Raw genomic sequence first — 14,241 nt, forward strand, 5'->3', positions numbered from 1 at the left:
AATATAACACTACAAAGGGTAGACTTAAAGCTACCCTTTTTTATAAACAAAAAAATATTTCTCCGGACAACAGTGAAATAAATTCAGCATGACGAACATTAAAAAACAATGAATTACAAACAATACTTCGAAAAAGCAAAACAGGCAAGCCGTACTTTGATTAGTTTGAGCAAAGAAACTACAGATGCTGTCTTACTAGATTTAGCCGCTGCTTTAGTGGTAAACACAGACGAGATTCTTACAGAAAACGAAAAGGATTTAGCTAAAATGCCCATCGAGGATCCCAAATACGACAGGTTGAAGCTGAGTGCAGCACGTATTATGGATATTGCGAGTGATCTTAAAAATGTTGCAAGCTTAAGCAGTCCATTAGGTAAAATTCTTTCTGATAAAACGCTGCAAAACCAGCTTCATATCCAAAAAGTTAGTGTGCCATTGGGTGTGGTTGGTGTAATTTACGAAGCTCGTCCAAACGTTACTGCTGATGTATTTTCGCTTTGTTTTAAAACCGGAAATGTTGCTGTATTAAAAGGAGGCAGTGATGCTGAATTTTCGAATCGGGCTATTGCAAAGGTGATACACGAGGTTTTGGATAAGTATAAAATCAATCGCAATGTTTTAACCCTATTGCCAGCCGAAAGAGCAGCAACTGAAGCTTTATTGAATGCAAGAGGTTTTGTAGATGTGCTAATCCCAAGGGGAAGTCAATCCTTAATTAATTATGTCCGCGAAAACAGTAAAATCCCGGTTATTGAAACCGGAGCCGGAATTGTACACACTTATTTTGATGAGACGGGTGATTTAGAGAAAGGTAAAGCCATTATTTTTAATGCCAAAACAAGAAGGGTTAGTGTTTGTAATTCTTTAGATTGTGTGCTGGTTAATGAAAACAGATTGAATGACCTACCTGCACTTTTATCCCCTTTGGCTGATGGGAAGGTGGAACTGTATGCCGATGAAAAAAGTTATGAAACGTTGAAGCATTCTTATCCTGCGCCATTGCTAAACCAAGCTTCACCAGAACATTTTGGTACCGAGTTTTTATCGTTAAGGCTAGCCGTTAAAGTAGTGGCCGATTTAGCTGAGGCACTGAACCACATTGCCGATTATAGTTCTAAACATAGTGAAGCTATTATTTCTGAAGATGCCGCTAATATCGCCCAATTTTTAAATGAAGTAGATGCTGCTGCGGTGTATGCCAATGCCTCTACCGGGTTTACGGATGGTGCACAGTTTGGCCTTGGTGCCGAAATTGGGATCAGCACACAAAAACTTCATGCCCGCGGACCAATGGGACTTGAAGAATTAACCAGTTATAAGTGGGTGGTTAGAGGTGATGGACAAGTGAGGGGTTGATAAATTGATTGTCATTCTGAGCGCGGCGAAGAATCTGCAAACGTTGGAAATTGTCATTAAATTTGTCACAATTAGTAAGCCTTAGTGAAGTATGGCTAACTCAAGGATTCTTCGCTGCGCTCAGAATGACAGCAGAGCATTAAAGCTCAAACGCAGCTCCCCTTTCAGGCACCTCCACGTTAAAACCATCTTCTTGTAATGCCAATGATAAACTTTGCAGGCTTTTATCTTCGCCATGTACCAGGAAAACTTTTTTCGGCTGACCGGTTTGTTTAATTGTTTTTACTAAGTCGTTATGATCGCCATGGCCGCTGAGTAGATCGGTTTGGCGGATGGTGGCGTAAACCATCATTTCCCGGTCTTTAATACGGACAATTGGTGCTCCGCTTAGTAATTTATATCCAAGCGTTCCTTTGGCACAATAACCAATAAAAAGAATGGTGCAATAATAGTTCTGAATGTTGTAATACAGGTGATCCTGTATCCTTCCGCCTTCTAACATGCCTGCAGAAGAAATAATAATGCAAGGGTCAAAATAATTGGAAACATCTTTACTTTCTTTCATGGTTTGAACATAAGCCAGGTGTTCAAACTCAAACTCATCGCCCATGGTTTGGTAAAAATCTTTCGCTTCCTGGTTTACCAGGTTATGGTGCTTGCGGTAAACCTCGGTAGCTTGGATGGCCATTGGGCTATCTACAAAAATTTGGACAGGTGGTAACAGTTTTTTGGTGAAAATCTGGTTTAAGGCAAATACCAGCGATTGTGTACGGCCAATGCTAAATGCAGGAATAATCAATCGACCAGGACTTTTAATACAGGCTTCGGTAATCTCCTGAACCAATCTTTCTTCCAGTGTTTGGTCTTTGGTATGCATTCTGCCTCCATATGTGGCTTCACTTACTACATAATCTACTTCTGGCAATGGCTCTGGATTAACCAAAACCGGGTAGTTCTCTCTGCCGATATCGCCTGTAAAAGCAATTTTCTTTTCAATGCCCTTATCATTTATGGTTAAAATAGCGGCCGCAGCACCCAGCAGATGGCCAACAGGAACAAAGGTTAAACTAATATCACCATTAATCTTAAAAGGTTTGTTAAAGGCAATGGTTACAAAACGATCGATGGTATCCATTACATGTTTGTGCAGGTATAAAGGTTTTGGTCCGCTGAAGTTGCCGCGTTTGGTTCTGGGTTTTCGGCTGGCCTTTCTTAAGAAAAGTTCAACAGAATCGAATAATAATATCGAAGTAAGATCGGCTGTTGGTGGTGTACAAAGCACCTGGCCTTCAAAACCCAATCGAACCAATGTTGGCAAATTACCTGAGTGATCGATATGGGCATGGGTTAAAATGACCAGGTTTATACTTGCCGGATCGAAAGGGAATTGTTGGTTTTCTTCTTGGTAGGTTTCCTTCTCGTAATCTAATCCGCAATCTATCAGTATTTTATAATGCCCAATTTCTAGCAGGTGCATACTGCCTGTTACCTGCTGTGCTGCACCCCAAAACGTTAACTTCATCTTCTTATCTATCGCGTAAAATCTTTAGCCGTAAAGTAATATAATTGACCGGATTTTTAAGCAATAAGACGTAATTTTTTAATTATAGTTGACCTGCTTCTCTAAATTTAACCTCAAAAGATTTTTATCTTTGTAAGAAAATATCAGTTATGCAAGAACCTTTTGATATAGAGATAGGACCGATTAATTATTCAGTTTTTCCTGAAGGAAATGATTCTTATACCATTTTTAAAGATGGAAAGGAATACATTCAGATCCAGAAAGATACTTCAGCTATCTGGTTAAAGATGGACTATAAAACCGAACTTCCGATTTTTGAAGAAGATGAAGAAGTGAATGCAATTGGACAGGCGATTGAAAATTATGTGCCTGAACCTGAAGACGAGGAAGAAGACGAATTATAACAGGAAATCCTCAACAGAGATAGGCAAAACCAATCGCTGTTGAGGATTTAAATTTAAGCAAGGAGCTTTAGCAACTCTTCTGCAACTTTTTCTGATGAAGCCGGGTTTTGTCCGGTAATCAATAAACCATCCACTACGGCATAAGGATTCCAATCGGCTATTTTGCTGTAATGTGCACCATTTTTTATCAACATATCCTCTACTAAGAAAGGCACTACGTTTGTTAATTGTACAGCTTCTTCTTCGGTATTGGTAAATCCAGTTACATTTTTTCCATTCACCAGGTATTCGCCGTTTACCTTTACATCCTTAAGCACTCCTGGAGCATGGCATACAAATGCAACGGGTTTATTGGCGGTATAGAATTCGGCAATGAGTTGTTGTGATGTTGCGCTTTCTGCCAAATCCCAAAGAGGTCCGTGGCCACCAGGATAAAAAACTGCATCATAATCATTCATCACTACATCAGTCAATCGGGTAGTATTCTTTAATTTGGCCAAAAGAACAGTGTCTTTGTCCATTCTTTTCGTTGTTTCAGTTTGAAAAGAAGGATCTTCACTTTTAGGGTCGATTGGCGGCTGACCACCTTTTGGCGAGGCCAATACAATATCTATACCTTTATCGGCTAAGGCATAATAGGGCGCAGCCAATTCTTCTGACCAAAAGCCTGTTTTTAAACCTGTGTTTCCTAATTCGTCGTGGCTCGTAAGCACGAATAAAACTTTCTTATTCATATTTTTATGCTAAGTGTATCACAAAATTAGTGCTGTTGATTCCGGTAGCAAAGGACTTCAATCACAAATTTAATGTGCGCAAAATCACACTTTTGCTGAGAGTCTGCTTAAGGTTTCTCTTGAAATGCCCAGGTAAGCAGCAATTATTGTTTTTGAAACCCGTTGCATCAATTGCGGGTACTGTTGAGCGAGTTGTTCGAAACGCTCTTTCGGGCTTGTAGTTAAAAGCGACAAAATCCTTTGCTGTAAAGCTACATAGCCTAAACTGTTTTTTATCCTGAAAAAACGCTCCATTTTATGGCTTTCGCTGCATAACTGATCTAAATTCTCTTTGCTAATGGAGAGTAGCTCAGCGTTTTCGAGGCAGCTGATGTTGGTAATCGATTTAACATGACCATAAAAAGCCCTGAAATCGGAAAGCCACCAGTTTTCCATTGCAAACTGGATAATATACTCTTTACCATTGGCATCAGTAAATGTGGCCTTTAATAAACCTTTAACTACAAAATAGATATGATTAACAAATTCATCTTCCTGAATCAGATACTGGTGTTTTTTTAGCGTTTTGGGTTTAAAATAAGTTGCTATGTGCTCAAACTCCTGGTCGCTAAGGGAAATGATTTCCTCAAGGTGTGTTTTTAATTCAAAACTCATGCTATAAATTTAGCTAAATTAAGCATGAAACTCATTTTTGATTTCAGAATGAACTCAGGACAAAAAAAAGGCCCGATTATGAACCGGGCCTTTTTTTTGAATTATTCCTTGTTATCTGGTACAATCTGCAGTCCAGATTTGACTGTCTTTAGCTACCCTGATGGTTAGATTGCTGGCATCGATGCTAATGCCTGTTAGGCCCGAACCGATACTCACATAGCTGTTATCACCTTTCTTTTCAAACTTTACCCCTGTAATATCCGGAATGTTGTTGCCAAAGTAAAAATTATAGGTTTCTCCAACTTTACTCACGGTTACTTTTCCATCGCTGCTGGTAATGGTATTTTGGCCGCTTCGGTACGAAACAGATCCTTTGTAGGTACCTACAAAGAAATCGCGATCGGCTGGATCAGTATCTTTTTTACACGAAACCATCACCGTTAATGCTATCAAAAGCATACTGAAAATTTGAACTGTCTTTTTCATCTCTTTCACTTTTTTTAATTTTAAATAGGTAATAAATGTAACAGTGTTATGACAACGACTGTGCCAAAGCATTGCGGCCATAGGCTGAACAAGTCTTTAAAATATAGTAAAATGAAATTATTTTTAATTTTAAATTGTTGTGATACAGTGTTTTGGTGAGTTTTCAAAAAGAAAGAATATGAAAGCCTTTTAAACCTCAATCCAGGAGTTAGCGTTAACATTTTAGAATGGTAAAACTGTTCAGTTTAAAAGAACTTGCTCAAATAAGTACCTCCATATGGCTATCTTTTTTTGGAATGGGGTTGCAGGTGAAAAGTGATAAAACCAAAAAGATATGAAGTATTTCATATTATTCTTTGGTGTAGTTTGATGGACCATTAATATTAATTTTTTCGCCTAAGAAATGAGGTTTTCTACCAATCATCAAGTCGATTGTAGACTTTACAAGAGCAAAATACTCTCTGAAGGAAACATATTTGAAACCTTGGTATGTTCCTTGATCAGCAATAAAACCGTAAGACTTTATACCCAATTTATTTCCGATATTGACACATCGGTTTAAATGATATTTTTGTGAAACCAGAATGGCTGTATCAATATTAAAGATATATTTTGACCTGTATAAAGTAGAGTAGCTATCAAATCCAGCATAATCAAGATAAATTTTATTGGTATCAACACCATGTTCGCAGCAGTAAAGTTTCATCACTGTTAATTCGTCGTGTGTTTCACTGCCATTATCTCCTGACAACAGAATTTTATCAATTTTATGGTTTTTATAAAGCTTTATGCCAGCATCAAGCCTGTCTTTTAAATATTTGCTAGGTTTATTGTTGTTTATTCCTGCTCCGAAAATAATGGCCACTTTGGTTTTTGGTGCATCTTGTTCATTCGGGTAAATTACCGGATCGGTCTGGTATTTTACGAACAAGTTTATACATAACACGACAGTAGCACTTAAAATAAGGCTGTAGAATAGCAGTTTTTTGATTTTCATTTATTGATGCGTTAATTATTTACTTTTTGAGCTGTGGTTTTGGATTATTGTTTTTCTTTAAGACTGCATCAGTCTCTTTATCCAGATTTAAATTGTCAGTGTCATCAAAAGGTTCGCCAATTTTGTATAGTATGTGCTTTTTATCGAGCTTATATAACTGATAATAATTGGTGCCTGTTAAACCATAACTTACAATTACTTTGTGTTTTTGGTCATAGCTGGGGTTAACAATTTTGTCGAAATCTTTCACCCTGGTTAAGGTATGAGTTTTAGGATTGACGAGGTAAAGATTATAGAACGAATTTCCTCCCCTGGCACCTGTATCTTCGAAAATTAACAGATCTTTTATACCGTCGTTGTTATAGTCTTCGTAAGTAATATTGTCTTTGACGTGGCGCATTTCTATGTTTTCTTCCCAAAAGATTTTATCGGCTTTTACACCTCTCTTACCAAAATAGCTATTGGCATAGCATAATTCTCCTAAAGGTTCTTTTTCAGTAATTAAATACTGTATCGCGAGTATATAGTCTTTATTTTTAAAAGGATAAATGTATTGCCAAATTCCAGATTCACTTGGCTGATGGAATATTTTTTGCGCAAACGAATTAGTGGTAACGAGTACAAAGATTAGATAAAGGGTCTTGTTCATGTTTCACTTTGCTTAATCTGCTAAATATCGGTAAAAATCGTTTACAAAGGTCTTCTGCCCATCATGAAAGATATTTATACTATTGAAATTAATAATTAAGCCTTGTGGTGCTTCTAATAACTTCATATAAGTTAATAGCTGCGCCTCTGTAATGGCCTCAATATTTTTTGAAGCTTTTATTTCAACAACAAGGCAGCCTTCGATAAGTAAATCACATCGCAGCGTTGTAGCAACAGTAAGTTCTTTATAATAAACTGGTGTTGCTATTTCTGTTAGGAAATAAATATCCCTGAGTGATAGTTCATGTTTCATACATTCATGATAGACACTTTCTAATAATCCTGGACCAATAGCTTTGTGAATTTCAATTGCAGCCCCAATTACATTGTATGTTAATTCCCTTAAATAAGATTTTGAAACCATAAATTTTAGTTTTTAATGTTGTTATCTTGATTGCGAACTATATGAGCCATTTTTAACAATCTAAATTTTGCCATATAGTTATTTAGATCATATAGTTTATTGTTGCGTTGATTGCTAGCTATATGCACTATCTTTCTATATGGTAAGAAATATTTAACCCTGATTTTATTGTTAGCTATGTGAGTCCTTTGTTAATAATCTAAATTTTGCCATATAGTTATTTAGATCATATAGTTTATTGTTGCGTTGATTGCTGACTATATGTGTTATCTTTCTATATGGTTAATCAAGTGTATGTGATTATATATTGCCTGGCCATATTGAGCTTGTAGTATACTTTGTCTCTAATTATTTTTAGTAATCATGGTACATGGTTTTACCCAGCCCAACCCTCTCTATCCAGACTCCTGTAATTAATAGATTCTGCTAAATGCTCGAGCTCTATATTTTCACTGCCATCTAAATCTGCGATTGTTCTGGCTACTTTCAGAATTCTATCATACGCTCGGGCAGATAGACCCAATTTTTCCATAGCAGTTTTTAAAAGGCTGGTACCTGCCTCACTGATCTCACATACCTTCCGAACCATTTTCGGACTCATTTGGGCATTGCAATGCAACTCTTCTCTGTCTGCAAAACGTAGATCCTGAATTTCCCGAGCCTGAATTACGCGTGTCCTGATGTGATTGCTTTTTTCTGCTTCTTGCGAAGAGGCAAGTTCCGTAAAATCAACAGGAGTAACTTCTACATGAAGATCAATCCGGTCTAAAAGCGGTCCTGATATTTTACTCAGATATTTTTGAACCACACCAGGTGCACAAACACAATCTTTCTCCGGGTGATTGTAAAAACCACATGGGCATACATGCGTTGCCTTGTTTGCGATATGATAAGAGCACATCTAAGCCGCGACTAATCAGCTATCCACAAAATCCGTCCACTTTAGGCGAACATATACGGAGGAGAAGAATGGACTTAAAAATGTCACAGGCGGCGGTCGCGAGGTCACTGGGCGTAGTAGAAGATTGCATCACCTATTGGGAGAACCACCGGAGTGAGCCGAAAGTATCATACTATCCACGCATCCTTATGTTTTTAGGATACTCCCCATGGCAGCTTGATATGAGCACATTGCAAGGCCGGTTGAAGGAATATCGATATCGACACGGGCTGAGTTATAAGAAATTCGGAATGATCTTCGGAATGGACGCTGCGCAGATAAGGAAACTTGAAGAAGGAAGTACCGTTCCGTTCCGCAAGACGATTGCAAAACTGGAACAGTTGTTAACCCTTCCCCCTCCTTAATAGGGTAATATTTGTCACGATTAATACCATAAAATGGTTTTGGCAAATCAAAGAGATTATCAAATTTATGTTCGGTAGTCACATGCGTATCTAAATGACTAGGTCTACACCATTGATATTTCGTTTTCGGGCTGGTTTTTTTTCTCTTTGGTCAATAATTTGTTAGTAAAACTTAATAAGGAGAGAATGAGGATGTTCTTGAAAAAATAGTTTGTAATTATTTTAATGTTAATAGTATCTTTAATCATATGGCGTTTCTTATCTTTTTGTACTGCAATTGAAAAGAAGTATTTTGTTTTGCTTTTCCAAGAAATATTTCTGGAATAGAAATGAACAATATGTCATTTCTCTTTCGTAAACAGTAAGCATGTGCGGGCAGGTTTAATTTTCAGATCGGCATTGTGGTTGGTATTAACATAATTGAAATAGATGTCTCATGCTAAAGAATCCAGAACTTGCACTTTGTTCAAATAGAAACGTGCTGCCAAAGAGAAATGAAAGAAGTGGGTCTCCTGAAGATTGGTTCTCCAACGATTTATTGTTAAAGAAAGGACTAATTGGAGTAAATTTTGATTTTTTTGTTGATTGGTCTGGCAATCCAAATGTATTAACGCCAGTAATATGGATAAAACAGGTTCTGTCTGACGGCAAAGTATATGCTGATTTTTTGGCTAATATAAAGGGTAATATTATTAACCGATTTGGTGAGGAATTTGTAAGAAAACTATTTCAGTTCTCTTTAAATAGTGCGTTGCAACTTAGCTTTATTATTTTGGAAGATAAACAGGATTGGAATAATAGTGAATCCAAAGTTTGTTTAACCTCTGTCCTCGAGGATTTCAATTTCAATACAGAGTTGCTGACAATTGGTGCTTTTAAAAGCGTCATACAAACTTATTCAGGGGGGGCAGTCCGTATTGGCAACAAAGGACTCATTTATGGAACAACAAATCTCGAATGTGCTTTATCTAAAACTGATAGTGCTTACCCAGGAGATTTAGATATGCTTTTACTTGATGAAAACGGCATACCTGTTGCGATTTTCGAATTCAAAAAGCATACGCTTTCAGCGGATGTATCGAGACAAACACTCTCAAATTATTATCCTAATCCCGATGGCAGGAAATATGACCGATTAGCAATATTCAAAGAATATATTCTCGCTAAACTTGGACACGATATACCAATAATTCTCTTGTTTTATCCTACAAATCCATTAGCTGAATACGGCCGTGCAGAGGTTCTAACAGGCTCTCCTGGGGGACTAAAAGCAAAAGCTGGCGGGAAATTCAGATTACCTCAAGATAATTCAGAAAACGAATACGAAAGAATAATAAATTTAATTCCTAAATTCATTAAGCTTTATCAAGAAGGGGCCCTGTGAAATATAGTTTTTTAAGCTAGGGAAAGGAATGGCTATCATACTTATAAACTCAAAGCCTTATACTTTTCCTTATAGGCTAACAACTCGATTAATTTGTCATCTTCTTTTACTTTCCAAAAAATCCAGCCACTTATACTAATATTACGAATAGCGCGAGCCGCCCCACTAGGATAGGGAAAAGTTTTTATGACATCATCGATTTTCAAAGTGATGGAGCCATCACCATTTAATGTACCCGTAACTGTATTATCTGAAGCGGCATAAATTTGCGTGCCTGGTTTTAATAGTCCAGCATTTATGACCATCTCTAAAGTAATGTCTTGTTCTTCCAAATATTTCACAGCAATTTTTTTTTAAAGATAAGGCAAATTTGATAAAATTTAATTTGCTAATATTGTTAGTATGTCTTACGTTTGCAAACGGCTGTCCATATTTTAAGCTACAGAATATTTATAAGCTCGTGTTCTGCGGATACAAGCAGGTTTTATCATTTTGTGATTGAGCGAATTACTATTGTCGGATTTAATAAGTCTTTCAAAAGTCAGCAAAATGCGTTAATTTGTGATATCTTCGTATGGTCAAACTTTTACACAAGTATTCTATTTTTGAACTATTAAAAACCATAACAGCAGATGAAGTACCGTGGAGGTGATATTTATGAGGGAGATTGCCTTGAGGTTATGAAAAAAATTAACAGCGGCTCCGTTGATATGATTTTATGCGATTTGCCTTATGGGACTACTCAAAATAAGTGGGATAGTGTAATACCCTTAATGGAACTATGGAATGAATACCGTCGAATAATAAAACCTAAAGGTGTAATTGCACTTTCCTCCCAGGGAATTTTCACCGCTAAGCTTATCTTAAGTAACGAATCATGGTTCAAATACAAATTCGTTTGGGTTAAAAGTAAACCCACCAACTTTCTGAATGCGCGTCGCCAGCCTCTAAGGCAACATGAGGATATTTGTATCTTTTATGGAAGTCAGCCTAATTATTATCCCGTAATGTCTCCCGGAGAACCGTACAACAAAGGTGTAAGAAAAGCACAATTTACGGGAAGTTATGGTGATTTTAAGCCGGTGCAAGTTAAGAGTGATGGCGAACGTTTTCCTACTGACACTTTGTATTGTAAAACAGCTGAAAGTGAGACTGGAGGACGTGTTTGGCATCCTACACAAAAACCTGTCGCTCTTGGGCGATATTTAATACGTATGTTTACCAAAGAAGGCGATGTAGTACTTGATAATGCATTTGGTAGTGGCAGTTTTCTTGTAGCAGCGGCATTGGAGCAGCGCAGATTTATCGGCATTGAAAAGAATGAAGAAGTGCATTTGTTCAAGGAAAAAAGTATAGATTATATAAAAGTAGCAAAGCAAAGATTAGGGGAAGTAGAGAAAGCGTTTAAAAATAAGGAAGAACCTCCTGCATTATTTTCAGAACTGCAACCTTCATCTGGCACAACACAACTTAATAAAAAGGGAATGGTTGATGTTAACTTGGTTATTAATCAAGAATCAAGTATAGCATTATGAGAAACCCAAACGCTTCTTATAACGAAAGATCTTGGGCAATCGATCTGATTGGACATATAAAGAGCTTAGCAATTTCAAGTAACCGCTCAATAAAAGATGCAGGCGGCGAGCAGACTATAAAAGTCGATGGCGGCAGTTTATTTCCGGATGTATTACTATTTGGCGACCGCGAAACTGCAAGGATTTTGCAGGGATGGGAATTAAAGATGCCTGATACAAGTATTAGTGATGGCGAATTTCGTCATAATGCTGAAATAAAGGCAGACGCTCTGGGCTTGGATAGTTTTATTTTATGGAATGTAACATACGTTCATTTATATATTAGAAATAGGAATACAAGGAACTTCGAACGTTCGCACGTTTGGGATACCTTGGCTGATATCAATACAAGATCAACGGTACTTTCAAATCGATCAAGGTGGGAGGCATTAGCTACTGAAATATTTAATTATTTGAATGATCTCTTTGACCGGGGTGAATTAGAGGGAAGGCAGTTCGTCGAAGCATATCGTAGTGGAGGAGTTACCGCTCTTATCCTGGATAATTCGTCCGAAGTAAAAGATGCGATTGTCGATTCCATGAGACGTAAAAATGTCTTTCGTTCGGAGGTTACCGTTTGGTGGAATAACTACCGCGCGGAATACGGAGGCAAGGAAAAAGAACAGGTTCTCGCTAAGGTTGTCATTTCGAATTGGATTGGCAAACTACTTTTTGCCAATATTCTACGTGAAACAGATATCCGCGCCCAAATTGTTTCCACAATAAATGAAGAAACCACTCCTGCACAAGCTTTAGCTATCTTTCAACAGCTATCCGAAGATTGTAACTTTTGGACTATTTTTTCAAATAGTTTGGGGTTATTGGAAATCACTGACCGCGTTTGGGGTCAACTTATGCAATTTAATAGGTTGCTGTCTGATTTGAGATTGGGGGCGGTTGAACAGGCACAACTGTCGGGAATTTTAGAAGCCACAGTTGAGGTGGCTACTAGAAAACTCCGTGGACAATATCCAACACCGATTGATCTAGCGAGATTACTGGTTCAAATATGCCTTCGCAACGTTGTTGACGATAGGCTGCTTGACCCGTGTTGCGGCAGCGGTACGATAGTTCGGGCTGCTTTGGAGCACAAGCTATTAAATGGTGTTTCCAATGAAAAAGCCGCTTCATTTGTATTCGCAGGTGATCAGGATCCGCAGGCGGTACAAATTGCAACCTTTGCGATTGCAAAGCCCGGTCTTATTCATGTGCCTTTGAGGATATTTCAAAAGGACGCATTTACCCTTCGCAATGACACCGTCATCGATTTTCGGAATCCATCAACTGGTCAACTTTTTTCTGAATCACTTGGTCAATTCGAAGCTATCACAAGCAATCTTCCCTTTGTGGCACAAGCCGGAAGAGATCAATATGGAAATGCATTGAGAGATATTGTTAGCAGAATGGGTATGGCTAACTTTTCGAAGAGAGCAGATGTTGCTGCCTATCTTCCTTTTTCCCTTCATTCCTTACTTTCCGAGAATGGGCGTTTAGGCGTCTTAATAACGAATGCATGGCTCGGAACAGACTGGGGAGATGATTTTTACAATTTACTTGGTCGCTACTATGATCTAAAATACATTATAACTTCTGGAGCAGGCAGGTGGTTCAATAATAGTGAGGTGGTGACAAATATGCTTGTCATGGATAAGAAAAGCGATCCTGAGCAAGAGAGCGGAAATGTGTCTTATATAGTCTTAACAAGACCTCTTGAAGCAATTGGGGATGAGAATGCATTACAACTACTTACTGCACAAATCGAACTTGGCCAAACTCAGAATGATTCGCTAATTGTAAGAAGCATTAGCCCCGCACAATTAGCTCTGTTTAGGGTCTTGGGCCTAGGTGGTAATGCCCAATTCGTAAATTGTGACTGGATATTGGGTCTCCCACTGGTTCCATTAAAACAAGTATTCAATATAAAACGAGGTGAACGGAGAGGGAAGAATGAACTGTTTTATCCTAAGGCAGGCCACGGAATCGAACCTGAATATATTAAACCATTGGCAAAAGGCCCTGCAGACTTTACCCATTTAAGTATGCCTGCTGTAAAAGAAGCTTTCTGCTGTTCTCGATCAGAGGCTGAATTAACTGCTTTGGGGCACACGGGTGCCTTAAGCTGGATAAGAAAATTTGATACCGAAGAAAACATTAGGAAACTATCCCGTGCCAATTTGTTCTGGTACGAAATGGACACTGATGAATTGTCCGACCTTGTTTTATTTATAAATTACGGTGATCGTCTGTTTGTAGGCCGTGTAGATCCTCCGGCTTTCTCCGACCAACGACTTGTCCCGTTAAAGCCAATAAATCAAGTTGACATAGAACTTTACCATGCTATAATGAATTGTGCCATATCAATGTTTATTATTGAAGGGATGGGTTTTGGTCGTGGACTCGGTGCACTTGACTTAAGTAGTGATCGTATAAAACAGTACATGCATATTTTAGATGTAGCCGTATTGAGCAATGAAGGTATACAGGCTATAAAGGATGCTTTTATTCCGTTAGTTAGTCGTCCGGTAATGTCGTCCATTGCTGATGAATTGGAGCAATCTGATCGCATAGCTTTCGATGAAACGATACTTTCTTCTTTCAATTTAAATTTAGATAGACAGACAATTTACGATTCCATATTAGCACTTGTTGAAATTCGGTTAACAGCGACGCAATAGCTTAAAACATTTTTTATCTTTTTTTAAAGGATGTTTTTTAGCTTTTCTTATTAGATGTGACTAATATTCAAACCGATA

General features: G+C 37.9%; 13 protein-coding genes and 1 pseudogene. 5 read left to right on the plus strand and 9 right to left on the minus strand.

The genetic code is table 11. The annotated features are described in order from the left end of the window. Positions 1-108 precede the first annotated feature (108 nt). Positions 109-1,356, plus strand: coding sequence for a glutamate-5-semialdehyde dehydrogenase (locus tag HDC90_RS22420; RefSeq protein ID WP_184470428.1), 1,248 nt, complete (start codon positions 109-111; stop codon positions 1,354-1,356). 139 nt (positions 1,357-1,495) lie between these two features. Here the strand turns inward: HDC90_RS22420 and HDC90_RS22425 are convergent, their stop codons facing one another. Then, positions 1,496-2,878 carry an MBL fold metallo-hydrolase RNA specificity domain-containing protein gene (locus HDC90_RS22425; protein WP_184470430.1) on the minus strand — a complete coding sequence of 461 codons (1,383 nt, stop codon included), beginning with the start codon at positions 2,876-2,878 and terminating at the stop codon, positions 1,496-1,498. 149 nt (positions 2,879-3,027) lie between these two features. Between HDC90_RS22425 and HDC90_RS22430 the strand changes: the two genes are divergently transcribed. Then, a complete protein-coding gene (locus tag HDC90_RS22430; RefSeq protein ID WP_167295857.1) occupies positions 3,028-3,282 on the plus strand; it encodes a hypothetical protein in 255 nt (84 codons plus the stop codon). Between the two features lie 53 nt (positions 3,283-3,335). Here the strand turns inward: HDC90_RS22430 and HDC90_RS22435 are convergent, their stop codons facing one another. From HDC90_RS22435 to HDC90_RS22465, 7 genes and pseudogenes are all read right to left on the minus strand, one after another. Beyond that, on the minus strand, positions 3,336-4,016 hold the full coding sequence (locus tag HDC90_RS22435; protein WP_184470432.1) for a type 1 glutamine amidotransferase domain-containing protein: 681 nt from the start codon (positions 4,014-4,016) through the stop codon (positions 3,336-3,338). Between the two features lie 84 nt (positions 4,017-4,100). After that, positions 4,101-4,670, minus strand: coding sequence for a Crp/Fnr family transcriptional regulator (locus tag HDC90_RS22440; RefSeq protein ID WP_184470434.1), 570 nt, complete (start codon positions 4,668-4,670; stop codon positions 4,101-4,103). Between the two features lie 111 nt (positions 4,671-4,781). Then, complete coding sequence (locus HDC90_RS22445) at positions 4,782-5,156, minus strand: hypothetical protein (RefSeq protein WP_167295854.1); 375 nt, start codon at positions 5,154-5,156, stop codon at positions 4,782-4,784. 349 nt (positions 5,157-5,505) lie between these two features. After that, entirely contained in the window at positions 5,506-6,153 is a 648-nt protein-coding gene (locus tag HDC90_RS22450; protein ID WP_184470436.1) for a vancomycin high temperature exclusion protein, read from the minus strand. A gap of 19 nt (positions 6,154-6,172) precedes the next feature. Continuing rightward, positions 6,173-6,802: a hypothetical protein gene (locus HDC90_RS22455; RefSeq protein WP_184470438.1), complete on the minus strand. Its 630-nt coding sequence runs from the start codon at positions 6,800-6,802 to the stop codon at positions 6,173-6,175. A gap of 12 nt (positions 6,803-6,814) precedes the next feature. Next, positions 6,815-7,225: a GxxExxY protein gene (locus tag HDC90_RS22460; protein ID WP_184470440.1), complete on the minus strand. Its 411-nt coding sequence runs from the start codon at positions 7,223-7,225 to the stop codon at positions 6,815-6,817. A gap of 376 nt (positions 7,226-7,601) precedes the next feature. Continuing rightward, positions 7,602-8,087, minus strand: a pseudogene (locus tag HDC90_RS22465) (ATP-binding protein); the annotation flags it as partial. Positions 8,088-8,966: 879 nt separating this feature from the next. On the opposite strand from HDC90_RS22465, the gene HDC90_RS22475 reads away from it, so the two are divergent. Continuing rightward, entirely contained in the window at positions 8,967-9,914 is a 948-nt protein-coding gene (locus HDC90_RS22475; RefSeq protein ID WP_184470444.1) for a hypothetical protein, read from the plus strand. Positions 9,915-9,955: 41 nt separating this feature from the next. Here HDC90_RS22475 and HDC90_RS22480 read toward each other — a convergent pair whose 3' ends face one another. After that, positions 9,956-10,255, minus strand: a complete 300-nt coding sequence (locus HDC90_RS22480; RefSeq protein WP_184470446.1) for a hypothetical protein — start codon at positions 10,253-10,255, stop codon at positions 9,956-9,958. Positions 10,256-10,546: 291 nt separating this feature from the next. Between HDC90_RS22480 and HDC90_RS22485 the strand changes: the two genes are divergently transcribed. Then, entirely contained in the window at positions 10,547-11,449 is a 903-nt protein-coding gene (locus HDC90_RS22485) for a site-specific DNA-methyltransferase (protein WP_184470448.1), read from the plus strand. After that, a complete protein-coding gene (locus HDC90_RS22490) occupies positions 11,446-14,163 on the plus strand; it encodes an N-6 DNA methylase (protein ID WP_184470450.1) in 2,718 nt (905 codons plus the stop codon). Before HDC90_RS22485 ends, HDC90_RS22490 begins: the two co-directional genes overlap by 4 nt. Positions 14,164-14,241: the final 78 nt, after the last annotated feature.

The sequence above is a fragment of the Pedobacter sp. AK013 genome, assembly GCF_014205835.1.
Taxonomy (GTDB): domain Bacteria; phylum Bacteroidota; class Bacteroidia; order Sphingobacteriales; family Sphingobacteriaceae; genus Pedobacter.

What these genes read in the sequence shown, in the direction of transcription:
- HDC90_RS22420 (WP_184470428.1), top strand. Translation starts at nt 109, where the DNA reads ATGAATTACAAACAATACTTCGAAAAAGCAAAACAGGCAAGCCGTACT.
- HDC90_RS22425 (WP_184470430.1), bottom strand. Translation starts at nt 2,878, where the DNA reads ATGAAGTTAACGTTTTGGGGTGCAGCACAGCAGGTAACAGGCAGTATG.
- HDC90_RS22430 (WP_167295857.1), top strand. Translation starts at nt 3,028, where the DNA reads ATGCAAGAACCTTTTGATATAGAGATAGGACCGATTAATTATTCAGTT.
- HDC90_RS22435 (WP_184470432.1), bottom strand. Translation starts at nt 4,016, where the DNA reads ATGAATAAGAAAGTTTTATTCGTGCTTACGAGCCACGACGAATTAGGA.
- HDC90_RS22440 (WP_184470434.1), bottom strand. Translation starts at nt 4,670, where the DNA reads ATGAGTTTTGAATTAAAAACACACCTTGAGGAAATCATTTCCCTTAGC.
- HDC90_RS22445 (WP_167295854.1), bottom strand. Translation starts at nt 5,156, where the DNA reads ATGAAAAAGACAGTTCAAATTTTCAGTATGCTTTTGATAGCATTAACG.
- HDC90_RS22450 (WP_184470436.1), bottom strand. Translation starts at nt 6,153, where the DNA reads ATGAAAATCAAAAAACTGCTATTCTACAGCCTTATTTTAAGTGCTACT.
- HDC90_RS22455 (WP_184470438.1), bottom strand. Translation starts at nt 6,802, where the DNA reads ATGAACAAGACCCTTTATCTAATCTTTGTACTCGTTACCACTAATTCG.
- HDC90_RS22460 (WP_184470440.1), bottom strand. Translation starts at nt 7,225, where the DNA reads ATGGTTTCAAAATCTTATTTAAGGGAATTAACATACAATGTAATTGGG.
- HDC90_RS22475 (WP_184470444.1), top strand. Translation starts at nt 8,967, where the DNA reads ATGCTAAAGAATCCAGAACTTGCACTTTGTTCAAATAGAAACGTGCTG.
- HDC90_RS22485 (WP_184470448.1), top strand. Translation starts at nt 10,547, where the DNA reads ATGAAGTACCGTGGAGGTGATATTTATGAGGGAGATTGCCTTGAGGTT.
- HDC90_RS22490 (WP_184470450.1), top strand. Translation starts at nt 11,446, where the DNA reads ATGAGAAACCCAAACGCTTCTTATAACGAAAGATCTTGGGCAATCGAT.